We start from the raw sequence: 25,524 nt of genomic DNA on the forward strand, positions 1-25,524 counted from the left end.
GCGCGGGCGCAAGGTGCGTGATGGCCGCTACGGCGGCGCCTGTCCGAAAAAAGGGCCCCCGCTTGCGCGAGGGCCCGTCTTTTCATGCAATTCAGGCCCGTCAGTTGCCGAAGGTGCGCTGCCACCAGCCGCGACGGGGTCCGCCCTCAGGGGCGTCGCCTTCGGCGTCGGCAGGGATGGCTTCGACCGCGGAATCGCCCTGCGGAGCGCTTGCGGTTGCTTCGGCGGGCTGCGCTTCGGCGGCGGCCGCCTTCTTGCTGCGGCTCGCGCGCTTTTTCGGCGCGGGCTTGGCGGGTTCTGCTTCCTCTACCGGCACGTCGGCGACAGGAGCCTCGGGCGCTTCGCTGCTCGCCTCGCCGGCTTCGGCCGCGGCGGCTTCGGCAGCGATCGCCGCCTTGGTCTTGCGCGGCGCGCGTTTGCGCTTCGGCTTTTCTTCGGCCGCAGGGGCTTCGGGGGCGGGGGCTTCGACGGCTTCCGGTTCGGGCGCAGTCGTGTCCGCGTCGCCTGCCTCGGCTTCGACGGCTTCGGCCTCGACCTTCTTGCGACCGCGGCCGCCGCGGCGACGACGCGGCTTGGCTTCGCCTTCCTCGCTCGCTTCGGCGGCTACGGGTTCGGCCGCACCATCGGCGCCGGCTTCGTCGTCGCCGTCGCCGTCGGTTTCCTCGGCCTCTTCGGAAGCCGTTTCGCCCTCGGCGGTTTCGTTGCCCTCGTCATCGCGGCGACCGCGACGACCGCGGCGGCGACGCCGGCGGCGCTTGTTGCGTCCGCCTTCGCCATCGGCATCGCCCTCTTCACGCTCGCGTTCGCGGCGCGCGGGGCGTTCGGCTTCTTCTTCCTCTTCTTCGATATCCTCTTCGTCGACGATATCGTCGTCATCATCATCCTCGATCGGCGCGATCGGGGCGAAGCTGCGGCGCTGAACGGGCGGCGGGCCGCCGACCTCGATCGCCATGCGCGCGCCTTCGGTTTCGCCGTCGGGCAGGATTTCGACGCTGACGCCGTACAGATCCTCGATATCGCGCAGTTCGCGGCGCTTTTCGTTGAGGAGATAGAAGGTCGCTTCCTGGCTCGCGCGCAGGATGATCTTGCTGCCCTTGCCGCGTGCGGCTTCCTCTTCGATCAGGCGCAGCGCGCTGAGACCCGCCGACGATGCGGTGCGGACGAGGCCGGTGCCTTCGCAATGCGGGCAGGGGCGCGTCGACGCTTCGAGCACGCCGGTGCGCAGCCGCTGGCGGCTCATTTCCATCAGGCCGAAGCCCGAGATGCGGCCGACCTGGATGCGCGCGCGGTCATTCTTGAGCGCATCCTTCATCGCGCGCTCGACCTTGCGGACGTTCGAGCCATGATCCATGTCGATGAAGTCGATGACGATCAGGCCCGCCATGTCGCGCAGGCGAAGCTGGCGGGCGATTTCGTGTGCCGCCTCAAGGTTGGTGCTGAGCGCGGTCTGCTCGATATTATGCTCGCGCGTCGAGCGGCCCGAGTTGATGTCGATCGACACCAGCGCCTCGGTCGGGTTGATGACCAGATAGCCGCCCGATTTCAACTGGACGACGGGATTGAGCATCCCCGCAAGCTGATCCTCGACGCCATAGCGCTGATACAGCGAAACGGGGTCGGCATATTGCTTCACGCGCCGGGCGTGGCTGGGCATCAGCAGCTTCATGAACTGCTTCGCCGCCTTATAGCCCTCTTCGCCCTCGACGAGCACTTCCTCGATGTCGCGGTGATAGATGTCGCGGATCGCACGCTTCACAAGGTCGCTGTCCGAATGGATCAGCGCCGGCGCGCTCGACCCCAGCGTCTTTTCGCGAATCTCGTCCCACAGCCGGGCGAGATAGTCGAAGTCGCGCTTGATCTCGGTCTTGGTGCGGCTCATCCCCGCGGTGCGGACGATGCAGCCCATCGACGGCGGCAGGTTGAGCTCGTCGATCATCGCCTTCAATTTGCGGCGATCGGCGCCGTTCGAAATCTTGCGGCTGATCCCGCCGCCGTGCATCGTGTTCGGCATCAGCACGCAATAGCGGCCGGCCAGCGACAGATAGGTGGTCAGCGCCGCGCCCTTGTTGCCGCGCTCTTCCTTGACGACCTGCACCAGCATCACCTGGCGGCGACGGATGACGTCCTGAATCTTGTACTTGCGGCGCAGCGACATGCGGCTTTCGCCATTTTCGTCCTCGTCGCGGCGTCCGCGTCCGCGGCCGCCCTTGCGACCCCGGCTCCGCCCGCGGCCCCGTCGACCCTTGTCGTCGCGATCGTCGCGCGCTTCTTCGCCATCTTCGGCGTCGGCGTCGTCCGCGGAATCTTCGCCGCCATCGTCGTCGCTGTCCTCGCCGATGGTTTCGGGGGCCGCAACGGCGGCGTCATCGTCGCCGGGCTCGTCGACATCGGCGACATCGCCTTCCAGCTCGTCGAGGTCTTCCTCGGCGCGCATCGCGGCTTCGGCGGCATGCTCCGCCTCTTCGCGCAGCAAGGCTTCGCGGTCTTCCTTCGGGATCTGGTAATAGTCGGGGTGGATTTCGCTGAAGGCCAGGAAGCCGTGGCGATTGCCGCCATATTCCACGAACGCCGCCTGCAGCGACGGTTCGACGCGGGTTACCTTGGCCAGATAGATATTGCCCTTGAGCTGCTTGTGCTCGGCGGACTCGAAATCAAACTCCTCGATGCGGTTTCCCTTGGTGACGGCGACCCGGGTTTCTTCCCGGTGCCGCGCGTCGATCAACATGCGCGTGGTCATTATTATCACTCCAGGCGCGCCGCAGCGCGCCAAACAAAAAGGCCGCCGCCGCCCGTGGAGGGCGGCTGCGGTCGATAGGGTTCAAACGGAAAAAGACGTTATTGCCGCGCGTGGCCCGCGTCCGGTCCTGGACGCGCATGCGGTCTTCCGTCACGTCGACGCGCGGCGCAAATGCGACTGCGTCGGCATGGGAAGAGGGCATGGCAAGCCTCATACGGCATCAACCTGTTACGGGGTGACCGTTATGGCAGGCGACGCTGGAATGGGGTCGGCCGCCGCCCGGTCATCCGGGTGGACTGACGGATATGCCTTTCCCCGCATGTCCGGCGCCAGGGAGGCCATGAACCGCGAATCGCGCGGGTCAGCCTTTCCCCTCAAAAGGCCGGACGGGATCGGGTCGGACACCGTCAGTGTGTCGGGTGCTAGCATCGGCACGGACCAACGGCAACCCAAAGCACGGCAGACACATGGGAATGTTCGCGCACGCCGACAAGGCGTTTTGCACAATTCGTGCTGAATCGCCTGTTAACCGTGCCGGTTGACCGCGATTTGACGGGCAATGGCTAATGACTGGTTCATCCTTTTTTGCGGCCGGAGCCCTCATGTTTTCGAATAAGCGCTGGACCATCGCGCGCCGGGGGCGGCATAACCGGGCGATGGGCCTGATCCTTGTCCTGATCGCGACGATCCTGTCGATACCGGCGGCGATCGCGGGCGATATTCGCGCGGTCGAAATCGGCGACCGCGAGGTGACGCTGCGCTTTGCCGACGTCGTCGCGGGCGCGTCGGCCTTCGTCCTCGCCGGACCCGACCGCATCGCGCTCGACATTCTGGGCGCCGATCCCGGCCGTTCGCCGCAGGGCAGCGGGCTTGTCAGCGCGGTGCGTCAGGGGCGGCCGGCCGCCGATACGGCGCGCGTCGTGCTCGATCTGGCGCGGCCCGCGGTGGTCACCGACGCGCGCTTCGCCGCCGACGGGCGCAGCCTGTCGCTGCGCTTGCGTCCCGTCTCGGCCGACGAGTTCGAACGCGCCGCCAAGACGCCGCGCACCGAATGGCAGCCGCCTCTCAACTTTCGCGCCAAGCCCCCCGAAAAGCGCTACAGCGTCACCGTGCCGATCGGCGCACCCAAGCCGGCGCCGGCGCTGCCCAAGATCGAGGGGCCGAATAATCCACGCCTGCCGCTAGTCGTCATCGACGCCGGCCATGGCGGGCACGATCCGGGCGCGATTTCGCCGCACAGCGGCAAGCGCGAAAAAGATATCACGCTGGGGATTGCGCGCGCGATTCGCGACGATCTGATCGCCAGCGGCCGCGTCCGCGTTGCGCTCACGCGCTCCGACGACCGCTTTCTGGTGCTCGAGGAACGCTATGGCATCGCGCGGCGGCTGAAGGCCGACCTGTTCATTTCGATCCATGCCGACGCGGCCGAGAATGAAGAGGCGCATGGCGCGTCGGTCTATACTTTGTCCGAAGTCGCCTCCGACCGCGAGGCGGCGCGGCTTGCGGCGCGCGAGAACAAGGCGAATATCATCAATGGCGTCGATCTGGGCGCGCACAGCGGCGAAGTCTCGTCGATCCTGCTCGACCTGACGCAGCGCGAGACGATGAATGTCGCGTCCGATTTCGCCCGTCTGCTCCAGCGTGAGGCGGCGGACGATGTCACCTTCCGCACCACCGCGCACCGTTTTGCATCCTTCGTCGTGCTCAAGGCCCCCGATACGCCGTCGATCCTGTTCGAAACCGGCTTCATCTCGAACAAGGATGATTCGGAATTTCTGGCTTCGGCGGCGGGGCAGAAAAAGGTCGCGCGCGGCGTCCGCGACGCCATCCAGGTTCATTTTGCGCGGCAGATCGCCGCCGTCGGCCGCTGAACCAAAAAGTTAGTCTTGACTAACTTTTTGCGGGCGCGCAGCTTTCGCCCGGTTCGCGGCGGGAGAGCGACATGGCGACGGCGGAGGCAGGATGGAGCAACTGGTCGGGTAGCGTCCGTGCCCCGGCAACGGTGGCACGACCGACGAACGAGGCGGCGCTTTCCGCGCTGGTGCGCGAGGCCGCCAAGGTGCGCGCGGTCGGCGCCGGGCACAGCTTCATGCCGCTATGCCAGTCGGACGAGCTGATCGTCAGCCTCGACGCGATGGCGGGCGACCTCAGTATCGCCCCCGATCGTCAGACCGCGCGCATCCCGGCGGGATGGAGCATCAAGCGGCTGACCGAGGCGCTGTGGCAGCACGGCCTTGCGCTCGCCAACCAGGGCGATGTCAATCCGCAGGCGCTGGCGGGCGCGATGGCGACGGGCACGCACGGGACCGGCGTCGATCTCGGCTCGCTGTCGACCTTTGCGCGGGGCTTCCGGCTGATCGGCGCCGACGGCGCGACGCGCTGGTGCGACGCGCAGGAAAACCCCGATCTGTTCGCGGCGCAGCGGCTGTCGCTCGGGCTGTTCGGCATCGCGACCGAGATCGAGGTTGCCGTCGTCCCTGCCTTTCATCTGGTCGAACGGATCGAGAAAAGGCGCTGGGACGAAATCCGCGAAAGCTATGACGAGCTTGCCGAACGCCACCGTCACATCGAATTCTGGATCTTTCCGCACGCCGAGCATGTGATCCTGAAGACGTTGACGCCGTGCGACCCGTGCGATCCGCCGCGCTCGACGAGCGATGTCGACGAAAGCGCGTTCCGCCGCGCGCTCGACATCGCGGCCTTCGCGCCCTTTCTGACCCCGCTGCTCCAGCGCGCGATGATGAAGACGCGCTTCGACGGCGAGCGACGCGGCCCCGCGCACAGCATCTTTCCGTCCGACCGCACGATCCGTTTCGAGGAAATGGAATATGAACTGCCGCGCGCCGCGGGCCTCGCCGCGCTCGACGCCGTGATCGGCTGGATTCGCGCCGGGCGTTTGCCCGTGACCTTTCCCTTCGAATATCGCACCGTCGCCGCCGACGATATCTGGATGAGCCCGATGAACGCCGGGCCGGTCGCCGCGATTTCGATGCACCAATATGCGAAAATGCCGTGGGCGGATCATTTTGCCGGTGCCGAGGCGATTTTCCGTGCGCATGGCGGGCGGCCGCATTGGGCGAAGCGCCACACGTTGACGCGCGCCGATGTCGACGCGCTCTATCCGATGGCCGAACGCTATCGCGCGGTCCGCCGCGCCGCCGATCCGCATGGCAAATTTCTGAACCCGCATCTGGAGGCGCTGTTTTCATGAGCGACGATCTGACCTTGCACGCCCATCTCGTCGGCCGGCAGGGGTCGCGCGCCGACCTCAATACGCCGGTACTCGTCCTCGATATCGACGCGCTCGACCGCAATATTGCGGCGATGGCCGGGCTGGCCGCTGCGCGCGGCATCGGCCTCAGGCCCCATGCCAAGACCCACAAGAGCGTCGATATCGCGAAGCGCCAGCTTGCGGCGGGCGCCGCCGGGGTCTGCTGCGCGAAGATCGGCGAGGCGGAGGCGCTTGCCGATGGCGGCATCACCGGCATCCTCATCACCTCGCCGGTCGCCGCGCCGCACGCGATCGAGCGGCTTGCGGCGCTGGCGACGCGGGCGGACGGGTTGATGGCGACGGTCGATCATCCCGATGTCGCGCGGCGGATCGATGCCGCGCTTGCGGCCCAGGGCGCGACGCTGGACGTGTTGATCGACATCGATCCCGGCATCGCGCGGACCGGCGTCGCCTCGCCCGAAAAGGCGGTCGACCTTGCGCGCGCCATCGCCGCGCTTCCGGCGCTGCGCTGGCGCGGCGTCCAATATTATTGCGGGTCGCAGCAACATATCGAGGATTATGCCGAGCGCCGCGCCGCGATCGTCGAGCGCACCGACTATCTGACGACCGTGCTCGCCGCGCTTGCCGACGCGGATTTCGCGGCGGAAATCGTCAGCGGCTCGGGGACGGGAACGCACCATATCGACCTCGACCTCGGCGTCTTTACCGAGCTGCAGGCGGGCTCCTACGTCTTCATGGACAAGCAATATTGCGACTGCGATCTGACCGGCGACGGCGCGGTACCGTTCGAGGTTGCGCTCGGTGTCGATGCGCGCGTCGTCAGCGCCAATCATAGCGGTCTCGTCACCATCGATGCGGGGTTCAAATCGCTGTCGACCGACGGCGGGGTCGCCGTGGTCCGGCGCGGCGCGCCCACGGACAGCTTCTTCGCCTTCATGGGCGACGAACATGCCGCGCTGGTCGCGCCCGGCATCGGCGAACGGATGGCGCCGGGCGATCCGGTGACGCTGACCGTCCCGCACTGCGACCCGACCGTCAATCTCTATGACCATTATCATGTCGTCGCAGGCGACACGCTCGTCGCCATCTGGCCGGTCAGCGCGCGCGGCCGCGCGCGATGAGCGTCGCGGCGAAGGCGCCGCCGAAGCAGGAACGCGCGCGCGCCACCTATGACCGGCTGCTCGATGTCGCGGGCCTGCTCCTCGCCGAAGAGGGCATCGAGCGCATTTCGACCAACCGGATCGCCGCCGAGGCGGGGCTGAGCCCGCCCGCACTCTATCGCTATTTCGGCGACAAATATGCGGTTCTTGAGGCATTGGGCCGCCGGCTGATGGAGCGGCAGAATGCGGTGCTGGAGGCGTGGATCGAGCGGCACCGGCGCGGCGGCATCGCGGCGATGGCCGGGCATATCGGCGAACTGCTCGCCGAAACCGCCGCGGTGACGCGGGTCGAACCGGGCGCGGTGTGGACCTTGCGCGCGCTCCACGCGACCCCGCGGCTCGTCCATGTCCGGCTCGAATCGCATCGCCACGTTACCGACCGGCTGACCGATGCATGCGCTCCGCATTTGCCTGCTATTGGCCGGGACATGTTGTGGCGCCGGCTTCGCCTCGCGGTCGAGCTTGGCTTTGCCGCCGAAGAGATGACGAATGAAGAAGATTGCGTGCCAGCCGATGCCGTCCTTGCCCATGTTACCGCCATGCTGGGCGGACTGTTGCTTGACCTGACCCCCCTCCCGCAAGCGGGAGGGGTTGGAGGTGGGCAGGGACAGTCGGGTGGCCCACCCGGCTGCGATTAGCGAGCAAGCTCGCAAGTCTCGCTACCCCTCCCGCCTGCGGGAGGGGGATGCCCGACCACCGTAAGCCGCTTCCCTTTCGGCGAAGCAGGCTTTAGAGGCAGGCCAATCATGGTCGCCGACAGCACGTCCCACTTCCGTTACCGCCTGCGCCGCGACAGCAACGCCGTCATTGGCTGGTTCCGGCAGATGTGGACGCGGCGCTGGTTCCGCTGGCTCGGCTATCTTGCGCTGGCGGGCGTGGCCGCACTGGCGCTGCTGTGGGCGATCTTCGCGCGTAACCTGCCTTCGGTCGACCAGCTGCGCGACTATCAGCCGCCGCTGCCGACGATGGTGCGCGACGGCGAGGGCAAGCCCGTCCACAGCTATGCACGCGAGCGCCGCGTCCAGCTGGAATATGCCGAATATCCCCAGCTTCTCGTCCGCGCCTTTCTCGCGGCCGAGGACCGCACCTTCTTCGAACATGGCGGGATCGACTATCCCGGCATCGCGACCGCGATCCTGACCAACCTGAAGCGCGACGGCCGTCCGGTCGGCGCGTCGACGATCACGCAACAGGTGGCGAAGAATCTGCTGCTGACGGGCGAGGTCAGCTATACCCGCAAGATTCGCGAGGCGATCCTCGCCAAGCGGATCGAGGCAGCGCTGACGAAGCAGCAGATCCTCGAACTGTATCTCAACGAGATCCCGCTCGGCCGTCGCAGCTTCGGCGTCCAGGCCGCGGCGCGCGCCTATTTCGACAAGGATGTCGACCAGCTCGCACTTCACGAAATGGCCTTCCTCGCCATTTTGCCCAAGGCACCCGAAACCTACGGCCGCGCGCGCAATACCGACAAGGCGATCGCGCGGCGCAATTTCGTGCTTTCCGAAATGTTCCGCAACGGCTGGATCACCGCGGCGCAGCGCGACGCCGCGCAGGCGATGCCGCTCGGCCTCTCTGAAACGGGCAACAAGGCGGTCGCGCAGGTCGGCGGCTATTATATGGAAGAGGTGCGCCGCCAGCTGATCGACCAGTTCGGCGAGACCCCCGAGGACGGCCCCCTCAGCGTCTATGGCGGCGGGCTTTGGGTGCGTACCCCCTATGACGACAAGATGCAGCAGGCCGCGACCGGCGCGCTGCGCCGCGGCCTCGTCCGCTACGACACCGGCAAGGGCTGGTCGGGACCGATTGCGCGGATCGAGGCCGACGACAAATGGCGCAGCCGCCTCGCATCGAGCTTCATCGGCATCGACTATGACAATTGGCGCGTGGCCGCAGTGCTCGCCAAAACGGCCGGCGAGGCGCGCATCGGCTTTGCCGACGGCGAAGAGGGCCGCCTGCCCGCAGGCGCCGCGAGCATGGGCTATCGCAAGACGGGCGGCAGCGCCTTTTCGGCGATGCGCCCGGGCGACCTGATCGCGGTCAAGGCGACCGGGCCCGGCGTATATACGCTGAAGAACATCCCCGAAGTGTCGGGCGGCATGGTCGTCGAAAGCCCCCATTCGGGCCGCGTCTATGCGATGCAGGGCGGGTTCGACGTCCGCCTGTCGCCGTTCAACCGCGCGACCCAGGCCGAACGCCAGCCGGGGTCGACGATCAAGCCCTTCGTCTATGCGACGGCACTCGACAATGGCATGACGCCGGCGACGCTGATCGTTGACGGCCCCTTCTGCGTCTATCAGGGCGCGCGCTTCGGCAACAAATGCTTCCGCAACTTCGGCGGCGCGAGCGGCAGCGGCGAGCATACGATGCGCTGGGGCCTCGAACAGTCGCGCAACCTGATGACGGTCAGGACGGCGAGCCAGATCGGGATGGAACCGATCGTCGAAACGATCAAGACGATGGGGATCGGGACGCACGAACCCTATCTGTCGACCGCGCTCGGCGCCGGGTCGACGACGGTCGAAAAGATGGTCAACGCCTTTTCGATGCTCGCGAACCACGGCCGCGAGCTCAAGCCCCGACTGATCGACTATGTCCAGGATCGCCGCGGCAAGGTGATTTTCCCCAAGAACTGGAGGCCCTGCGAGGGGTGCAACAGCGACGATTGGGATGGCAAGCCGATGCCGCGCTTCACGCCGTCGGGCAAGCAGCTGATGGACCCGATGACCGCCTATCAGGTCGTCCATATGCTCGAAGGCGTCGTTCAGCGCGGGACCGCGCAGGTGCTGCGCGATCTGAACGTGCCGCTGTTCGGCAAGACGGGGACGACCACCGGCCCGACCGACGTCTGGTTCGTCGGCGGCACCCCCGACGTCGTCGCCGGGCTCTACATGGGCTATGACCAGCCGCGCAGCATGGGCGGCTATGCGCAGGGCGGCAGCCTCGCCGCGCCGGTCTTCAAGCAATTCTTTCTCGAATCGCTGACCGACCGGCCGCCGGTGCCGTTCATAGCGCCGAAGAATATCCGTATGGTGCGTATCGACCGCCAGTCGGGCCGCCGCGTCTATGGCGCGTGGCCGGGGACCGATCCCAAGGCGGCGATCATCTGGGAAGCCTTCAAGCCCGAAAGCGAACCGCGCCGGACGATCCGCGAAGAAGAGATCAAGCCCGCCGCCTCCGCCAAGCGACCCGATGCGCCGGTACAGGAAGGCAATGGCCGGCGCAGCGACGCCGACTTCCTCGACGACCGCGGCGGTATCATCTGACGGCTTGCCTCGCGCGGCTGAGCCACTATGGCCGTCGCCTACAGTTTCAGGAGCAAAGACCATGCGCGCCGAAGCGCAGGATCATGTCGATACCATCAACGCCGCGCTGGCGCTCTTGCGCCGTTTCCTCGACTGGGACCGCGCGGTGCGCCGCCTCGACGAACTCAATGCGAAGGTCGAGGACCCGACGCTTTGGGACAATCCCAAGGCGGCGCAGGATGTCATGCGCGAACGCCGCCGTCTCGACGAGGCGATCACCGCGACGCGGTCGATCGAAAAGGAGATGGGCGATACGGTCGAACTGATCGAACTTGCCGAGATGGAGGGCGACGAGGCGCTGGTCGATGACGCGGTGCAGTCGCTCGCCACGCTGGCGGCGCGCGCCGAAGAGGACAAGATCAAGGCGCTGCTCGCGGGCGAAGCCGACAGCTATGACTGCTATATCGAGGTTCACGCCGGCGCCGGCGGCACCGAAAGCCAGGACTGGGCCGAAATGTTGCAGCGCATGTATATGCGCTGGGCCGAAAAGCGCGGCATGAAGGTCGAACTGATCGAATATCAGGCGGGCGAACAGGCGGGCATCAAATCGGCGACGATGCTGGTCAAGGGCGAGAATGCCTATGGCTATGCCAAGACCGAAAGCGGCGTTCACCGCCTCGTCCGCATTTCGCCCTATGACAGCTCGGCGCGCCGCCACACCAGCTTTTCCAGCGTCTGGGTCTATCCGGTGATCGACGACAATATCGAGATCGAGATCAACGAAGGCGACCTCAAGATCGACACCTATCGTGCTTCGGGCGCGGGCGGGCAGCACGTCAACACGACCGATTCGGCGGTGCGTATCACGCACATCCCGACCGGGATTGTCGTCGCGAGCCAGAACGACCGGTCGCAGCACAAGAACCGCGCGACCGCGATGGGCATGCTGAAGGCGCGAATGTACGAGGCGGAGCTCCAGAAGCGCGAAGCCGCGGCTTCGGGCGAATATCAGGCCAAGACCGAAATCGGCTGGGGTCACCAGATCCGCTCCTATGTCCTCCAGCCCTATCAGCTGGTGAAGGATTTGCGCACCGGCGTGACCTCGACTGCACCTTCCGACGTGCTCGACGGCGCGCTCGACCCCTTCATGGCAGCGGCGCTGTCGCAGAAGGTGACGGGCGAAAAGGTCGAGGTGGAGGATATCGACTGATGCGCCGCCGCGCGGCCCGGCCTGCGGCGCTGCCGCTGTTCGCCGCGCTGGCCGCGCTGTCGCTGCTCGGGGGATGCAACGCGCCGTGGAGCGAGAATAGCGACCGCCCCGAAACCGCGCGCGACTTTCCGCCCGCCGACCGTCCGGTCGCGCCGATCACCTCGACCAAATGGTCGACCGAAGAGGCGCGCGACCGCGTCAACGAAGCCGACGACATCATGGATTCAGCCGACGTGCGCCCCGGCATGACCGTGGCCGACATCGGCGCCGGCGATGGCTATTATACAGTGCGGCTCGCGCCACGGGTCGGCCAGTCGGGCCGCGTGCTGGCGCAGGATATCCAGCCCGAAGTGATCGAGCGGCTCGCCGACCGTGTCGCGCGCGAACGGCTCGACAACGTGTCGCTCAAACTTGGTGCGGTCGACGATCCGCGCCTGCCCGCGGCCAGCTTCGACCGCGTGTTCATGGTCCATATGTATCACGAGATCGGCGAGCCCTATGCCTTTCTGTGGCGCCTGCGCCCGGCGCTGCGCCGGGACGGGCAGGTGATCGTCGTCGACGGCGATCGTCCGATCGCCCAGCATGGCACACCCTTTCGCCTGCTCGTCTGCGAATTCGAGGCGGTGGGCTTCAAGCTTCTGTCCTATGACGACAAGGCGCACGCGGGCGGCTATCTCGCGCGCTTTGTACCCGATGGTCAGCGCCCGGCGCCCAAAGCCATCAAGGTCTGCAAGAACCCCTAGGGTCCTGACCCTAGTAGACCAGCAGCCTGTCGTCGGCGCGCGCGTCGGCAAGGAAACTGACGAGGCCAGCGGCGCGCACCTGCGGCACCAGGTCGTTCGCCGTCATGCCCGCGAGCGCGAGGCCCGACTGACAGACGAACAGGTCGACATCCATCGCCATCGCCTCGGCGATCAGTGCGGCAAGCCCCGGCTGGCCGACCGCCTCGCGCGCGCTGTCGCCGGCAAAGGTGACGGGGGTACGCAGCAGCGCCGCCGCCTCGCCCTGCAGGAACAGCCGCGCCGGGCGGCCGAGCGCCGCGGCGGCAATCCCCGTCTCCAGCGCGGCATAGAAGCGCGCGCCGTCGCGGCTCGCGACGATGATGCTCAGGCGCTGCATATCGGGCATGCCGGCTCCTTTGCGACACCGACCTCGCGCCAGCGCCGATCGAGCATGTCGAGGATGGCGAGGCGGCCGGTCAGCGGTTGGCCCCAGCCAGTGAGCGCGCGCACCGCCTCGAGCGCAGCCATCGCTCCGATCATTCCGGCGAGCGCGCCCATCACGCCCGCTTCGGCACAGTTGATGCCTGGTCGGTCGGGATCGTCGCCGACCAGACAGGCGTAGCAGGGGCTGTCGCCGCGCCAGCCTTCATAGAGCGCGATCTGTCCCTCGAACGCGCCGATGGCGGCGCTGAGCAGCGGAATCTCGCGCGCGACCGCCGCGCGGTTGACCGCGAGGCGGGTGGCGAAATTGTCGCATCCGTCGAGGATCAGGGTCGCATCGGCCAGCAGCGCTTCGGCATTGCCCGTATCGAGCCGCGCCTCGACCGCCGCCGCTTCGACATGGGGGTTGATGCGCCGCGCGGCGTCTGCCGCGACGACCGCCTTGGGGCGGCCGATATCGGCATCGGTAAACAACGGCTGACGCTGCAGATTGGAAAGTTCGACGCGATCATCGTCGACGATCGTCAGTCTGCCGACCCCCGCTGCCGCCAGATAGGTGATCGCCGGACAGCCGATCCCGCCCGCGCCGATCAGCGCGACATGCGCCGCCTTCAGCTTCGCCTGCCCCGCGCCGCCGAATTGCGGCAGGATGATCTGGCGCGCATAGCGGTCGAGTTCGGCGTCGCTGAGCAAGACCTATTCGCCCGGCCGCCGCATCTTCATCGCCGCGAGCGACCCGACATTGGCGGGCGCATCCTGATCGCCTTCGCTCTGTTCGTCGGCCGCGCCGCTCGCGACCCCGGTCGATCCGAAGCCGCCCGCGCCGCGCGCCGTTTCGTCGAGCGTCTCCACCTCGGCAAAGGTCGCGCGCTGGACGGGCGCGGGCACGATCTGCGCGATGCGGTCGCCGCGTTTGATTTCGAACACCTCGTCGCCGAGATTGGCGAGGATCACCTTCACCTCGCCGCGATAGTCGCTGTCGATCGTCCCCGGCGTGTTGAGGCAGGTGATGCCGTGCTTGAGTGCGAGGCCCGAGCGGGGGCGCACCTGCACCTCATAGCCTGCGGGAATCGCCATCGCGAAGCCGGTCGCAACCGCGTGGCGCGCGCCGGGGCGCAGCGTCAGCGTCTCGGCCGCGACGATGTCCATCCCCGCTGCGCCGTCGCTGGCATAGGCCGGAACCGGCAGGCCGCCGCCGTTGGGCAGGCGCTGGAGGCGGATCTCAATCATCGGCAAGGGGGACGCGGGTATCGAGTTCATCGGCGATTTTTTCCATCAATTTGCGGGCGACGGCTTCCTTGGGCAGCCGGTCCCAACTGTCGACGCCAGCCTTGCTGACGATATGAACGCGGTTCGTCTCGCCGCCCATCGGGTCCGCCGAGACATCGTTGGCGACGATCAGGTCGCAGCCCTTGCGGGCGAGCTTTGCCTGGGCATGAGCGATCACGTCGTTGGTTTCGGCGGCGAAGCCGACGAGCAGCGGCGGCCGCTTGGCGCTCTTCGCGACGCTCGCCAGAATGTCGGGATTTTCTGCCAGCGCGAGCGGTGGCACCTCGCCGCTGCCGTCCTTCTTGATCTTCTGCGCCGATGTGTCGGCGGCGCGCCAGTCGGCAACTGCGGCGACCATGATCGCGGCGTCGACGGGCAGTCCCGCCTCGACCTCGGCCGCCATTTCGCGCGCGGTTTCGACATCGACGCGAACCACGCCCGGCGGCGTCGGCAGCGGTACCGGCCCCGCGACCAGCAGCACCTCCGCGCCCGCTTCGGCGGCGGCGGCGGCGATCGCGAAGCCCTGCTTGCCGCTCGACCGGTTGGCGATGTAGCGGACGGGGTCGATCGGTTCGTGGGTCGGTCCCGCGGTGACGAGGATGCGGCGGCCATAGAGCGGGCGGTGGCGCGACGGCGCGAAATCGGGCTGGCCGCCGAGCGGCCGGACAATCGTGCCTTGCGCCAGCGCCGCCTCGATCGCCGCCTTGATCGCTTCGGGCTCGGGCAGGCGGCCGGGGCCATATTCGCCGCACGCCATTTCGCCCTCGTCGGGCTCCATCACCGTCACCCCGTCGCCGCGCAGCGTCGCGACATTGCGCTGGGTCGCGGGGTGCAGCCACATGCGTACGTTCATAGCGGGCGCCGCGAGCACCGGCTTGTCGGTCGCGAGCAGCAAGGTTGTCGCCAGATCGTCGGCGATGCCCCCCGCCATCTTTGCCAGCAGATCAGCGGTCGCGGGGGCAACGACGACCAGGTCGGCTTCGCGTGAAAGCTGGATATGCCCCATCTCGACCTCGTCCTTCAGGTCGAAAAGATATGTATATACTTTATTTTCGGACAGGGCGGCGAGCGTCAGCGGGGTGACGAACTGCTCGCCCGCGCGCGTCAGCACGCAGCGCACGCTATGGCCGGCCTTGCGGAGCAGGCGCACCAGCTCGATGGCCTTGTAGGCGGCGATGCCGCCGCCGATGATCAGAAGGATACGCCGATGGGTCATGACCCTATCCTATAGGATGTCCGCGCCCGCGATCCACGCAGATTCTGACCGCTCAGACCGCGGGTACGGAAACCGGTGACGGCTCCGCCCGGATCGACCGGTACAGGGCAAGGAGTGCGGCGGGCGCGAAGATCAGCCCCACGAACAATGTCGGTTCGATCAGCATCGCCCAGTAAAAATTATTGGGGCGTGCGAACAGCATCAGCATCGCCGCATAGCCGAGCTGGACGATCAGCATCGTCGTTCCCAGCCGCGACCGCCATGCGGCCCAGCCAAGCAATGCCAGCGGCACCACCGGCACCATCGTCCACGCCGGAAGAAAGCGGAATGCCGACGACACATGGACGAAGGACAGATAGGCCGACCATCCGCCCATCCCGCTCCAGCCGGGGGTGATCATATCGTCGGGACGGACGAAGGCGGTCAGCGTCGCCGCGTGCCACGCCATCAAGGCCAGGAAACCCAGTCCGATGCCAAGCCAGCCGGCGGCGGCGCGCCAATCGCGGTCGATCAGCGCGAACAGGCCCAGTAGCATTGCCACGGGCAGCACCGTTTCCCGCATCGCCAGCGCGAGCGCGGTCACGGCCATCGCCGGCCAGGGGCGGGCAGGGCGATAGAGGGCGAGCGCCAGCGCGATCAGCACGCCCGCCACCACTTCGTGCATCAGCACCCATTGGCGCGATACGATCTGCGACATGTTGGCCGCCATCAGAAGCGCGCCGAAGCGCGCGTAGCGCGGCAGGTCGTCATCGGCCATCAACCGCTTTCGCCACAGAAGGATCGCCGCAAGGCCGGTCAACGTCAGCAGCGCGACCGACCCGCGCAGGCCGATCACCGCCATGATTTCGGCCTGGGTGGGTAGGCGCACCGTAAAGAAAGGATGCAGCGGATAGCGATGCGCGCGCTGCGTTTCCGTCGCGGCAGAATAATAGGATTGGCCCGCCTCCATCTTGCGCAGGATGTTGAGGTACAGCGCATGGTCGCCGACCATGCCTTCGAACTTCATCGATGTGGGCTTGGCGGGCTGTACCCTCTTACCGCCCACGCCGCCGCTCCATCCGGCCACCATCAGCGCGGCGAGCAGGACCAGCACGACCGCGGCCCAGAGACGCGGGATGGCCGAAAAGCGGTTCCAGCCGGTGCCGGCCGCCGGTGCTATTTGCGCCACGTCAGCGCCGAAGACATGGCGAAATTCCAGATCGCGCCCACCAAGACCCCGGCGACGCCCGCGACCCACCAACGCTCATTCTGCCCGGCGAGCCAGGTGCCGATGCCGATATTGGCAAGCGCGCCAACCGCCGAGATCGCATAGAAGCTCGCCAGTCCGCCCAGCACCGCCCAGCCCTTGAGCTTGCGGTCGGCGTAGGTGAAGCTGTTGTTGAGGAAGAAATTGAACGCGATCGCGGTCACGACCGCTCCGGTCTGCGCCATCATGAAACTGTTGCCTGCGGTCAGCAGCGCCCACAGCACCGACAGGTGGACGAAGACGCCCAGTCCGCCGACCATCAGGAATTTGAGCAGCCGGACCGGCACGAAGCGGCCGATCGTCTTTTCGGCGAGCAGTTCGGCATATTCGGCGATGACGCGCGCGCCGATCTTGCTCTCGCCCGCTTCGCGGGTGCGGAATTGATAGGGAACTTCCGCGACACGCAGCGGCGACGGCGACGACGCCAATATGTCGGCCAATATCTTGAAACCGATCGCCGACAAGCGCGGCAGCGCTGCGTCGAAGGCTTCGCGGCGCATCGCGAAAAAGCCGCTCATCGGATCGCTTACCTTGGTGCGCAGCGCGATCTGACCGATCTTTGTCGCAAACTGGCTCATCGACACGCGCAGCGCGCTCCATTCGCCGACGCCGCCGCCATCGACATAGCGGGTGCCGACGGCGATGTCGGCGTCGTTCGACGCCACCGCGTCGATCAGGCGCGGCAGCGCGTCTTCGCTGTGCTGAAGATCGCCGTCCATCACCGCGATCACCGGAGCGGCCGTCGCCAGCACCCCTTCGATCACCGCTGACGACAGGCCGCGGCGGCCGACGCGCTGAACGATGCGGACGTGGCGCGAGGTGCGCGCGATGCGGCGCACGACGTCGCTGGTACCGTCGGGCGAATTATCGTCGACGAACAGCACTTCCCAGCCGCGACCGGCAAGGACGTTCGTCAGCTTCTCGACCAGCCGCTCGACATTGGCGGCCTCGTTGAGCGTCGGGACGACGACCGCGACTTCGAGCGGGAGGGTGTCAACCGACACGATCGGGTCGGCAAGGGCGGTTTCGTGGTGCATGTCGGGTGAAGATGCCTCGGTTCGATCGAGCGGTACCGCCCTGTTGGTCCTCAAAAAACGCTAGCGAATTAAGGTAAATCTTTGGTAATCACAATCGGCCTTGGCAGCGGCGATCAACCGCCCAGCGCAAGGAGGATCGCGGCGCCTGCGGCCGCCCCGGCGAGCGCGGTCAGCGCATAGCGCCAGGCCGTCCGCTTTTCGCCCTTTTCCCACATCAGCTGGACATCGGGGAGCGGCGGCGCGGGCGGGGCAGCGCCCGGCTTCGGCAATTGCGCGTCGAGGCGGCGGATGATGTCGGGGATCAGCGCCAGCGTCCGCCCCTGTTCGCGCAGCCCGTCGGCCAGCGCGGCTTCGGGCCCCAGTTCATCGCGAATCCAGCCTTGCACGAACGGTCCTGATACATCCCACATGTTGATCCGCGGGTTGAGCATCGTTGCTACGCCCTCGACCATCACCATCGTTTTTTGCAACAGCAGCAGATGCGGCTGGGTCTGCATGTCGAAGTCGCGGGTGATCGCAAACAGTCCGTCGAGCATCTGCCCGACCGACAGCTCGCTCACCGGTTTGCCGCGCATCGGCTCGCCGACCGCGCGCAGCGCCGTCGCGAATTCCTCGACGCTGTGATAGTCGGGGACATATTGCGCCTCGAAATGAATCTCGGCGACGCGGCGGTAATTGCCGGTGGTCAGCCCATAGAGAATCTCTGCGAGCCAGTAGCGCGCCTGCCGGTTGATCCGCCCCATGATACCGAAATCGACCGCCGCGATCGTCCCGTCGGCCTTCACGAACAAATTGCCCTGGTGCATGTCGGCGTGGAAGAACCCCTCGGCGATCGCCTGCCGCAGAAAGGCGTGGACCAGATTGGTGGCCAGCTTTTCCATATCGTGCCCCGCCGCGACCAGCGCCTCGCGGTGCGAAATCTTGATCCCGTCGATCCAGTCGAGCGTCATGACGCGCGACGCAGTGCGGTCCCAGTCGATCGCGGGCACTTCGTAGGTCGGCTCGGCCGCCATCGCCTCGCGTAGCTCGGACGCCGACGCCGCTTCGCGGCGCAGGTCGAGCTCGCGCAGCGTCCAGCGGCGGAAATTGGCGATCACCTGCCGCGGCCGCAGCCGTGCGGCTTCGCCGCCCAGTGCCTCGAGGTGCGCGGCGGCCCATTCATAGGTTTCGATGTCGCGCGCGAACTGCTTGTCGATGCCGGGGCGGCGAACCTTGACCGCGACCTGTCGGCCGTCAGTGGTCACCGCGCGGTGAACCTGCGCGATCGAGGCCGAGCCGACGGGTTCGGGATCGAATTCGCTGTACAGGCTTTCGAGCGGTGCCTCGAACGTCGCCTCGATCTCGGCACGGATGCGGGCAAAGGTCACGGGCGCGAGCGCGTCCTGCAGGGTCAGCAGGTTGCGCGCCGCCTCTTCGCCGACCAGATCGGGACGCGTCGCGAGCGTCTGGCCCAGCTTGACCGCCGCCGGCCCGATCGCCTGGAAGGCGGCGGCATAATCGGGCACCTTGGGCTGGATCGTGCCAAGCCGTGCGATGCGGCACAGCCGCTTGACCCCCGGCGGCGTCTGCGGCGCGGTCTCGATCCCGCGCAGCGCGCCGTGGCGCGCCAGGATGCGGCCCCACTTCAGCAGGCGGGCAATATGGGTGACGGGTCGGGTCAAGCCTTCCACCCGCTATGGATCGCGACCAGTCCGCCCAGAATCGGTTCGACCTTAACCGCGGTAAAGCCCGCATCGCGAATCATCTGCGCAAAGCGCGGCATCGGCGGGAAGCGGCGGATCGATTCGATCAGATAGCGATAGCTGTCTTCATCGTCGGCGATCAGCTTGCCGAGCTTGGGCACCAGATGGTGCGAATAGGCGTCGTAGACTTGCGCAAAGCCGGGCCATTCGTTGGTCGAAAATTCGAGGCAGAAAAAGCGCCCGCTATAGCGCAGAACGCGGTGCGCCTCTTTCAGCGCGGCGGGAATGTCGGTCACGTTGCGGATGCCGAAGGCGATCGTATAGGCGTCGAAAAACTGGTCGGGAAAGCTCAGCTTTTCGGCATTTTGTTCGGACCATACAAGCGTGTCGATGCCGCGCTCCGCCGCGCGTTCCATGCCGACGCCCAGCATGTCGGGATTGATATCGGCGACCGTGATGCTCGCGCCCGACGGCTCCATGCGAAAGGCGATGTCGCCCGTGCCGCCCGCCATGTCGAGGATCGCTTCGCCCGCGCGCGGCTTGACGCGCCGGACAAAACGGTCCTTCCACAGCCGGTGCATCCCGCCCGACATCGCGTCGTTCATGATGTCATATTTGCGCGCAACGCGGCTGAACACCTCGCCGACCATCGCGGTCTTCGCGGTCGCCGGGACCTGTTCATAGCCGAAGCTGACGGTGTCGGGGGTGGTCATCGGGTGCGCGCCTTTGCGGGGAAAGCCTGTTTCAGCAGCGCCTTTAGCCGGGCCTTGCCGCGCGCGCAAATGCCAGATACCGCTGGCGCGAAATGCCCGAGCTTCCCGAAGTCGAAACCACCGTGCGCGGCCTCGCGCCCTTTCTCGAGGGGCAGCGGCTCGTCACGGTCAGCACCTTCCGCCCCGATCTGCGGCGCCCCTTTCCCGCCGACCTTGCGCAGCGGCTGACCGGGGCGACGGTTACCCATCTCGCGCGGCGCGCCAAATATGGCATCGTCTCGACCGACCGCGACGACCATATGATCTTCCATCTCGGCATGTCGGGGCGGTGGCGCACCGAGGGCGGCGAGGCGGGCAAGCACGATCATCTGCTGCTCGAAACCGGCGCCGGACACCGCCTGTTCCTCCATGATCCGCGGCGGTTCGGGTCGGTCGATCTTGTGAATGGCGACCCGCTCGCGATCTTTCCTGCCTTCGTCACGCTGGGGCCGGAGCCGCTGTCGGACGATTTCGACGCCGCCTATCTGGCCAGCGCGCTCGCCGGCCGTCGCGCGCCGATCAAGGCGATGCTGCTCGACCAGACGATCGTCGCGGGACTCGGCAACATCTATGTGTGCGAGGCGCTCAACATGGCGCGAATCGCGCCGACCCGCGCCGCGGCCGACGTGTCGCGGGCAAAGCTCGGCGCACTGGTGCCGGCGATCAAGGCGGTGCTGGCGGCGGCGATCGCTGCCGGCGGTTCGACCTTGCGCGATTTCCTCAGTCCCGAAGGCGACCTCGGCTATTTCGCCAAGGATTGGCGCGTCTATGGCCGCAAGGGCGAGCGCTGCGAATGCGGCGGCACGATCGTGCGGATCGTCCAGTCGGGGCGGTCCACCTTCTATTGCCCCAAATGCCAGCGGTGAGCGTGATCGGATGCCGCTTTTCCAGCGAAAAGCGTTGACCTTCGGAGACATGCTGGCTATGGGCCCACCCTTCGAGCAGGGTCCGGTCAACCGGAACCGGCCGCATCCGGACATTGATTCGCCGTCCACGCGCGATTCGGCTGCTCCGCTGCTGCTGTGCTCCGACCGTTGAACCGATTGGATATTTTGAGGAACTTATGGCCAATACGCCGCAGGCAAAAAAGCGCATCCGTCGCAACAGCGCGCGCACGCTGATCAACAAGAATCGCGTTTCGCGCATCCGCACGCTCGTGAAGAAGGTCGAAAACGCGGTTGCCGCCGGCGACAAGGCCGCCGCGACTGCAGCGCTCGCAGCGGCGCAGCCCGAAATGGCGCGCGGCGTTGCCAAGGGCGTCCTCCACAAGAACACGGTTGCGCGCAAATATTCGCGCCTGACCAAGAGCGTGAACGCGATCGCCTGATCCGCGCACGCCGCACCGTCCCGAAAGGGCACAAAAAAGGACCCGCCGGCCAAGCGCCCGCGGGTCCTTTTTTGTTACAGCGCGATGGCAAAGCTGTTGCAGCGCGGTAAGTGACGGATTTATCGCGATTCGTTTACCATGACGTTTTCACGTCGAATTAAACATCTGAAAAATATAGGAAATATTGCCCTCCAACGCGTTTCCGCGCCCCCTTGCGAGTCAAGAATTTTATTTCAGATTTTTTACGCTCCGCACCCTTGATCGACTCGTCTCCCCCTGCCTAGAAAAAGGCGTCGTTGGCCTTCGCCGGCGGCCGCCACATCGACATGATTCGGAAAGCTTCGGGCTGCGCGCCCGGGACAGGATGCTTGCGCCCCGGCGTGGGCGCCCGGATCGGCATGTGGTGGGCTGCGGGGCGATCGGGCCGCCGTGGGGGCATATCGGGGGCATGGATTGTGGTGCAAAGCGGGGACAGGCGTGACGACAAAGCAGGCATGGAAGCGATGAGCGCCGATGCCGCGACGCTTTGGCCGCGCGTGGCCGAAGGGCTGCGCCGCGATCTGGGCGCGCGCACCTTCGACCATTGGCTGAAGCCCGTCCGTTTCGCCGAATATTGCACCCTGTCGGGCGTCGTGACGCTGGAAACCGCGAGCCGCTTTTCGGCCAACTGGATCAACGAACGATTCGGCGAGCGCCTCGAACTGGCGTGGCGCCAACTGCTGCCCGCGGTGCGCAGCGTGTCGGTGCGCGGCGGAGTCGCCGCTGCCGAGCGGGCGACCGTGCTCGCCTCGGCGCCGCTGCCGAGCTTCGAGGCGTCAGCGCCGGCTGCCGTGCCCGCCGCCAATCCCGCGCTGCTCGGCTTCGATCCGCGGCTCTGTTTCGATCGCTTCGTCGTCGCGCGCTCGAACATCCTCGCTGCCAATGCGGCGCGCCGCATGGCGATGGTGGAAACGCCGCAGTTCAACCCGCTCTATCTCTGCTCGGGCACCGGGCAGGGCAAGACGCATCTCCTGCAGGCGATCGCGCAGGACTATGCTGCCGCGCATCCGACCGCGACCATCATCCTGATGTCGGCGGAAAAATTCATGCTCGAATTCGTCGGCGCGATGCGCGGCGGCGACATGATGGCGTTCAAGGCGCGGCTCCGCGCTGCCGATCTGCTGCTCCTCGACGATCTGCAATTCGTGATCGGCAAGAATTCGACGCAGGAAGAGCTGCTCCACACGATCGACGACCTGATGACCGCGGGCAAGCGGCTCGTCGTCACCGCCGACCGGCCGCCCGCGATGCTCGACGGGGTCGAGGCGCGGCTGCTGTCGCGCCTGTCGGGCGGGCTTGTCGCCGATATCGAGGCGCCCGAGGACGATCTGCGCGAACGCATCATCCGCCAGCGCCTCGCCGCCATGCCGATGGTTGAAGTGCCCGACGACGTCGTCGCCTATCTCGTCCGCCATTTCACGCGCAACATCCGCGAACTCGAAGGCGCGCTCAACAAGCTGCTCGCCTATGCCGCGCTGACCGGCGCCAGGGTCGATCTGGCGCTCGCCGAAGATCGGCTCGCCGAAAATGTCCGCAGCGCGCGCCCGCGGATCACGATCGAGGAAATCCAGCGTGCGGTCTGTGCCCATTACCGGCTCGACAAGGCCGAAATGGCGTCGAAACGCCGCGTCCGCGCGGTCGCGCGCCCGCGCCAGGTCGCGATGTATCTCGCCAAGGAACTGACGCCGCGCTCCTATCCCGAGATCGGCCGCCGCTTTGGCGGGCGCGACCATTCGACGGTGATCCACGCGGTGCGCACGGTCGAGGCGCTGCGCGTGACCGACAGCGAACTCGACGCCGAAATCGCCGCGATCCGGCGCAGCCTCAACAACTGATCCACAGACTTATACCGGGCTTATCCCCGGACTATTGCCGGGATCGGCGGGCGCTTCGGCCGCCGCGAAACTGCGTCCATTTTTGACACCGGCATATCCTAGGGTCTTCACCCTACGGCGGCTTGACCGAAAGTTTCAGCTTGCTACTGATCGCGGGACATAAAGAAACCAAAAGCCCCTTGGAGAAGATGCCCGATGCACCCGTCTGTTCATGCTGCCAGTTCGCCCGAGAAACCCGCGGTAATCGTCGCCGAAACCGGTGAGACGGTCAGCTATGCCGAACTCGATGCAGCGTCGAACCGCGCCGCGCAGCTGTTTCGCAGCCACGGGCTGAAGCATGACGATGTCGTTGCTTTCATGCTGGAAAACACCCCGCATTATTATGGGCTGACCTGGGGGGCACAGCGTGCGGGGCTGCGCTATGTCTGCATTTCGTCGCGGCTGACGCAGGACGAGACCGACTATATCCTTGAAAATTCGGGCGCGAAGATGCTCGTCGTCTCGGCCAGCCTCGCATCCGCGGCGCTCCAGCTCGAAACCCGGATCGAACGCTATTCGATGGGCGGCGCGATTGCCGGATGGACCCGAATCGAGGACGCGCTGGCCGCGATGCCCGCGACGCGTATCGCCGACGAACGCGCCGGGGTCGACATGCTCTATTCGTCAGGGACGACCGGCCGGCCCAAGGGGGTCAAGGTGCCGCTCCCCGAGGAGGAGGAGATCGACGCGCCGAACAGTCTGGTGATGCTCGCTTCGGCCGCGTTCGGGATCAACGCCGACAGCATCTATCTTTCGCCCGCGCCGCTCTATCACGCCGCTCCGCTCCGCTGGTCGATGACGATCCACCGGCTTGGCGGCACCGTCGTGCTGATGAAGAAATTCGATCCCGAAGCCGCGCTGGCGGCGATCCAGCATTATCGCTGCAACGCGGCGCAGTTCGTGCCCACCCATTTCGTCCGCATGCTCAAATTGCCCGCGGAGGTGCGTGCGCAATATGACGTGTCGTCGATGAAGAGCGCGATCCACGCTGCGGCGCCGTGCCCGGTCCCGGTCAAGCAGGCGATGATCGACTGGTGGGGGCCGGTGCTGCTCGAATATTATGCGGGGTCGGAGGGCAATGGCATGACCTTCGCCACCAGCCAGGACTGGCTGGCGCACAAGGGCACCGTCGGCCGCGCAATCCTGGGGACCGTCCACATCGTCGGCGAGGACAATGAAACCGAAGTGCCGGTGGGCGAGGAGGGCGCGGTCTTTTTCGAAAGCGACAATGTCTTCGAATATCACGACGACCCCGAAAAGACCGCGTCGAGCCGCAATTCGAAGGGCTGGTCGACACTCGGCGACGTCGGCAAGCTCGATGCCGACGGCTTCCTTTATCTTACCGACCGCAAGAGCTTCATGATCATTTCGGGCGGGGTAAACATCTATCCGCAGGAGATCGAAAACCATCTCGTCACCCATCCCAAAGTTGCCGATGTCGCGGTCGTCGGCGGCCCGCACGAGGAAATGGGCGAGGAGGTGATCGCGGTGATTCAGCCCGCCGACATGGCCGACGCGACCGATGAATTCCGCGACGAGCTCGGCGCCTATGCGCGCCAGAAACTGTCGGGCGTGAAGGTGCCGCGCCGCATCGATTTCATGGAGGCGCTGCCGCGCCACGATACGGGCAAACTCTACAAGCGGCTGCTGCGCGACCAATATTGGGAAAAGAAGGCGTGAACGCACCCCGCGTCAAGACGCGCGACCGTATCCTCGCCGCCGCGCTGCGCCTGTTCAACGAACAGCGCTTCGGCAGCGTATCGACCGCGGCGATCGCCGCCGATGTCGGCATCGCCGAGGGCAATCTCTGGTATCATTTCCGAAGCAAGCGCGCGCTCCTCGACGCGATCAGCGCCGATTTCGCCGAGGCGATCGAAGAGCGGCTGCAACTGCAGCCGTCCGATGACGGTGATCTGATCGAAGAATATGTCGCACTGCTCGCCTGCATGCAGCGCGAGCTCCATACCTTCCGCTTTCTCTATCGCGACCGCGCCGATTATGGCGAATCGAGCCCGATCATTCTCGACCACATCGACGGCTGGTACGAACGCGTGCACGGCCAGCTGATGCTCTATCTTGGCGCGATGATCGATCGCGGCTACCTCGACTGGTCGCGCGCGCGGCTCGGCGATCTTTGCACCAATGCGCTCGTGATCCTGCGCTTCGGCCTCGAATATCAGCGCGAGATGGACCCGGCGGCGGTCGGCGACCTCGATAGCGCGCGCTGGACGGTCGAACGGCATCTGACCTTGTTCGAGGACCGGCTCGATCCCGCTGTGGCGCGCCGGTTCCACCGCGCGATCGAACAGGCCGACCTGCAGGCCTGACGCGCCTTTTC

20 protein-coding genes and 1 pseudogene are annotated in these 25,524 nt (G+C 66.4%); 12 read left to right on the forward strand and 9 right to left on the reverse strand.

Features of this window, described 5'->3' with window-relative positions:
• Nucleotides 1-100 precede the first annotated feature (100 nt).
• On the reverse strand, nucleotides 101-2,737 hold the full coding sequence (locus ATE59_RS02455) for an Rne/Rng family ribonuclease (RefSeq protein ID WP_058811064.1): 2,637 nt from the start codon (nucleotides 2,735-2,737) through the stop codon (nucleotides 101-103).
• A 602-nt stretch (nucleotides 2,738-3,339) separates the two neighbouring features.
• Between ATE59_RS02455 and ATE59_RS02460 the strand changes: the two genes are divergently transcribed.
• From ATE59_RS02460 to ATE59_RS02490, 7 genes are all read left to right on the forward strand, one after another.
• Nucleotides 3,340-4,608, forward strand: a complete 1,269-nt coding sequence (locus tag ATE59_RS02460; protein WP_003048712.1) for an N-acetylmuramoyl-L-alanine amidase — start codon at nucleotides 3,340-3,342, stop codon at nucleotides 4,606-4,608.
• Between the two features lie 71 nt (nucleotides 4,609-4,679).
• Nucleotides 4,680-5,948 carry a D-arabinono-1,4-lactone oxidase gene (locus tag ATE59_RS02465; protein WP_058811065.1) on the forward strand — a complete coding sequence of 423 codons (1,269 nt, stop codon included), beginning with the start codon at nucleotides 4,680-4,682 and terminating at the stop codon, nucleotides 5,946-5,948.
• Nucleotides 5,945-7,090, forward strand: coding sequence for a DSD1 family PLP-dependent enzyme (locus ATE59_RS02470; RefSeq protein ID WP_058811066.1), 1,146 nt, complete (start codon nucleotides 5,945-5,947; stop codon nucleotides 7,088-7,090). Before ATE59_RS02465 ends, ATE59_RS02470 begins: the two co-directional genes overlap by 4 nt.
• On the forward strand, nucleotides 7,087-7,767 hold the full coding sequence (locus ATE59_RS02475) for a TetR/AcrR family transcriptional regulator (RefSeq protein ID WP_058811067.1): 681 nt from the start codon (nucleotides 7,087-7,089) through the stop codon (nucleotides 7,765-7,767). The genes ATE59_RS02470 and ATE59_RS02475 overlap by 4 nt, the downstream gene beginning before the upstream one ends.
• Before the next feature lie 108 nt (nucleotides 7,768-7,875).
• Nucleotides 7,876-10,392, forward strand: a complete 2,517-nt coding sequence (locus ATE59_RS02480; protein ID WP_003048717.1) for a penicillin-binding protein 1A — start codon at nucleotides 7,876-7,878, stop codon at nucleotides 10,390-10,392.
• A gap of 61 nt (nucleotides 10,393-10,453) precedes the next feature.
• Nucleotides 10,454-11,581 (forward strand): peptide chain release factor 2, encoded by a 1,128-nt coding sequence (gene prfB, locus ATE59_RS02485; protein ID WP_040590389.1) that lies wholly within the window; start codon nucleotides 10,454-10,456, stop codon nucleotides 11,579-11,581.
• Nucleotides 11,581-12,324: a class I SAM-dependent methyltransferase gene (locus ATE59_RS02490; RefSeq protein ID WP_058811068.1), complete on the forward strand. Its 744-nt coding sequence runs from the start codon at nucleotides 11,581-11,583 to the stop codon at nucleotides 12,322-12,324. The genes prfB and ATE59_RS02490 overlap by 1 nt, the downstream gene beginning before the upstream one ends.
• Nucleotides 12,325-12,334: 10 nt before the next feature.
• On the opposite strand, the gene ATE59_RS02495 is transcribed toward ATE59_RS02490, so the two are convergent.
• The 8 genes and pseudogenes from ATE59_RS02495 to ATE59_RS02530 form a co-directional block, all read right to left on the reverse strand.
• The gene (locus tag ATE59_RS02495; RefSeq protein ID WP_231737151.1) at nucleotides 12,335-12,709 is read right to left on the reverse strand and encodes a DsrE family protein; all 375 of its coding nucleotides are present in this window, start codon (nucleotides 12,707-12,709) and stop codon (nucleotides 12,335-12,337) included.
• Complete coding sequence (locus ATE59_RS02500; RefSeq protein ID WP_058811069.1) at nucleotides 12,688-13,437, reverse strand: HesA/MoeB/ThiF family protein; 750 nt, start codon at nucleotides 13,435-13,437, stop codon at nucleotides 12,688-12,690. Before ATE59_RS02500 ends, ATE59_RS02495 begins: the two co-directional genes overlap by 22 nt.
• Nucleotides 13,438-13,542: 105 nt before the next feature.
• A pseudogene (dut, locus tag ATE59_RS02505) lies at nucleotides 13,543-14,004 on the reverse strand (dUTP diphosphatase); the annotation flags it as partial.
• Nucleotides 13,967-15,229, reverse strand: coding sequence for a bifunctional phosphopantothenoylcysteine decarboxylase/phosphopantothenate--cysteine ligase CoaBC (coaBC, locus tag ATE59_RS02510; RefSeq protein WP_003048728.1), 1,263 nt, complete (start codon nucleotides 15,227-15,229; stop codon nucleotides 13,967-13,969). The gene coaBC and the pseudogene dut, both read right to left, overlap by 38 nt.
• A gap of 52 nt (nucleotides 15,230-15,281) precedes the next feature.
• Entirely contained in the window at nucleotides 15,282-16,397 is a 1,116-nt protein-coding gene (locus ATE59_RS02515) for a DUF2029 domain-containing protein (RefSeq protein ID WP_003048730.1), read from the reverse strand.
• Nucleotides 16,385-17,512 (reverse strand): glycosyltransferase, encoded by a 1,128-nt coding sequence (locus ATE59_RS02520; protein WP_058811070.1) that lies wholly within the window; start codon nucleotides 17,510-17,512, stop codon nucleotides 16,385-16,387. Before ATE59_RS02520 ends, ATE59_RS02515 begins: the two co-directional genes overlap by 13 nt.
• Before the next feature lie 113 nt (nucleotides 17,513-17,625).
• Nucleotides 17,626-19,173: a 2-polyprenylphenol 6-hydroxylase gene (gene ubiB, locus ATE59_RS02525; RefSeq protein ID WP_058811287.1), complete on the reverse strand. Its 1,548-nt coding sequence runs from the start codon at nucleotides 19,171-19,173 to the stop codon at nucleotides 17,626-17,628.
• Entirely contained in the window at nucleotides 19,170-19,907 is a 738-nt protein-coding gene (locus ATE59_RS02530; protein ID WP_058811071.1) for a class I SAM-dependent methyltransferase, read from the reverse strand. The genes ubiB and ATE59_RS02530 overlap by 4 nt, the downstream gene beginning before the upstream one ends.
• 92 nt (nucleotides 19,908-19,999) lie before the next feature.
• Here ATE59_RS02530 and mutM point away from each other — a divergent pair, with 92 nt between their 5' ends.
• From mutM to ATE59_RS02555, 5 genes are all read left to right on the forward strand, one after another.
• The gene (gene mutM / locus ATE59_RS02535; protein ID WP_058811072.1) at nucleotides 20,000-20,812 is read left to right on the forward strand and encodes a bifunctional DNA-formamidopyrimidine glycosylase/DNA-(apurinic or apyrimidinic site) lyase; all 813 of its coding nucleotides are present in this window, start codon (nucleotides 20,000-20,002) and stop codon (nucleotides 20,810-20,812) included.
• Between the two features lie 197 nt (nucleotides 20,813-21,009).
• Nucleotides 21,010-21,273 (forward strand): 30S ribosomal protein S20, encoded by a 264-nt coding sequence (gene rpsT, locus ATE59_RS02540; protein ID WP_003048739.1) that lies wholly within the window; start codon nucleotides 21,010-21,012, stop codon nucleotides 21,271-21,273.
• A gap of 503 nt (nucleotides 21,274-21,776) precedes the next feature.
• Nucleotides 21,777-23,147, forward strand: a complete 1,371-nt coding sequence (gene dnaA / locus ATE59_RS02545; RefSeq protein ID WP_231292932.1) for a chromosomal replication initiator protein DnaA — start codon at nucleotides 21,777-21,779, stop codon at nucleotides 23,145-23,147.
• Between the two features lie 195 nt (nucleotides 23,148-23,342).
• Entirely contained in the window at nucleotides 23,343-24,866 is a 1,524-nt protein-coding gene (locus tag ATE59_RS02550; RefSeq protein WP_058811073.1) for an acyl-CoA synthetase, read from the forward strand.
• On the forward strand, nucleotides 24,863-25,513 hold the full coding sequence (locus ATE59_RS02555) for a TetR/AcrR family transcriptional regulator (RefSeq protein ID WP_003048746.1): 651 nt from the start codon (nucleotides 24,863-24,865) through the stop codon (nucleotides 25,511-25,513). Before ATE59_RS02550 ends, ATE59_RS02555 begins: the two co-directional genes overlap by 4 nt.
• Nucleotides 25,514-25,524 lie beyond the last annotated feature (11 nt).

Source organism: Sphingopyxis sp. A083 (assembly GCF_001468495.1).
Classification (GTDB): Bacteria; Pseudomonadota; Alphaproteobacteria; order Sphingomonadales; family Sphingomonadaceae; genus Sphingopyxis; species Sphingopyxis terrae.

Coding starts and splice junctions, on each gene's coding strand:
- ATE59_RS02470 (WP_058811066.1), top strand. CDS start 5,945: ATGAGCGACGATCTGACCTTGCACGCCCATCTCGTCGGCCGGCAGGGG.
- ATE59_RS02550 (WP_058811073.1), top strand. CDS start 23,343: ATGCACCCGTCTGTTCATGCTGCCAGTTCGCCCGAGAAACCCGCGGTA.
- rpsT (WP_003048739.1), top strand. CDS start 21,010: ATGGCCAATACGCCGCAGGCAAAAAAGCGCATCCGTCGCAACAGCGCG.
- ATE59_RS02530 (WP_058811071.1), bottom strand. CDS start 19,907: ATGACCACCCCCGACACCGTCAGCTTCGGCTATGAACAGGTCCCGGCG.
- ATE59_RS02480 (WP_003048717.1), top strand. CDS start 7,876: ATGGTCGCCGACAGCACGTCCCACTTCCGTTACCGCCTGCGCCGCGAC.
- prfB (WP_040590389.1), top strand. CDS start 10,454: ATGCGCGCCGAAGCGCAGGATCATGTCGATACCATCAACGCCGCGCTG.
- ATE59_RS02460 (WP_003048712.1), top strand. CDS start 3,340: ATGTTTTCGAATAAGCGCTGGACCATCGCGCGCCGGGGGCGGCATAAC.
- coaBC (WP_003048728.1), bottom strand. CDS start 15,229: ATGACCCATCGGCGTATCCTTCTGATCATCGGCGGCGGCATCGCCGCC.
- ATE59_RS02475 (WP_058811067.1), top strand. CDS start 7,087: ATGAGCGTCGCGGCGAAGGCGCCGCCGAAGCAGGAACGCGCGCGCGCC.
- mutM (WP_058811072.1), top strand. CDS start 20,000: ATGCCCGAGCTTCCCGAAGTCGAAACCACCGTGCGCGGCCTCGCGCCC.
- ATE59_RS02465 (WP_058811065.1), top strand. CDS start 4,680: ATGGCGACGGCGGAGGCAGGATGGAGCAACTGGTCGGGTAGCGTCCGT.
- ATE59_RS02455 (WP_058811064.1), bottom strand. CDS start 2,737: ATGACCACGCGCATGTTGATCGACGCGCGGCACCGGGAAGAAACCCGG.
- ATE59_RS02495 (WP_231737151.1), bottom strand. CDS start 12,709: ATGCCCGATATGCAGCGCCTGAGCATCATCGTCGCGAGCCGCGACGGC.
- dnaA (WP_231292932.1), top strand. CDS start 21,777: ATGAGCGCCGATGCCGCGACGCTTTGGCCGCGCGTGGCCGAAGGGCTG.
- ATE59_RS02520 (WP_058811070.1), bottom strand. CDS start 17,512: ATGCACCACGAAACCGCCCTTGCCGACCCGATCGTGTCGGTTGACACC.
- ATE59_RS02490 (WP_058811068.1), top strand. CDS start 11,581: ATGCGCCGCCGCGCGGCCCGGCCTGCGGCGCTGCCGCTGTTCGCCGCG.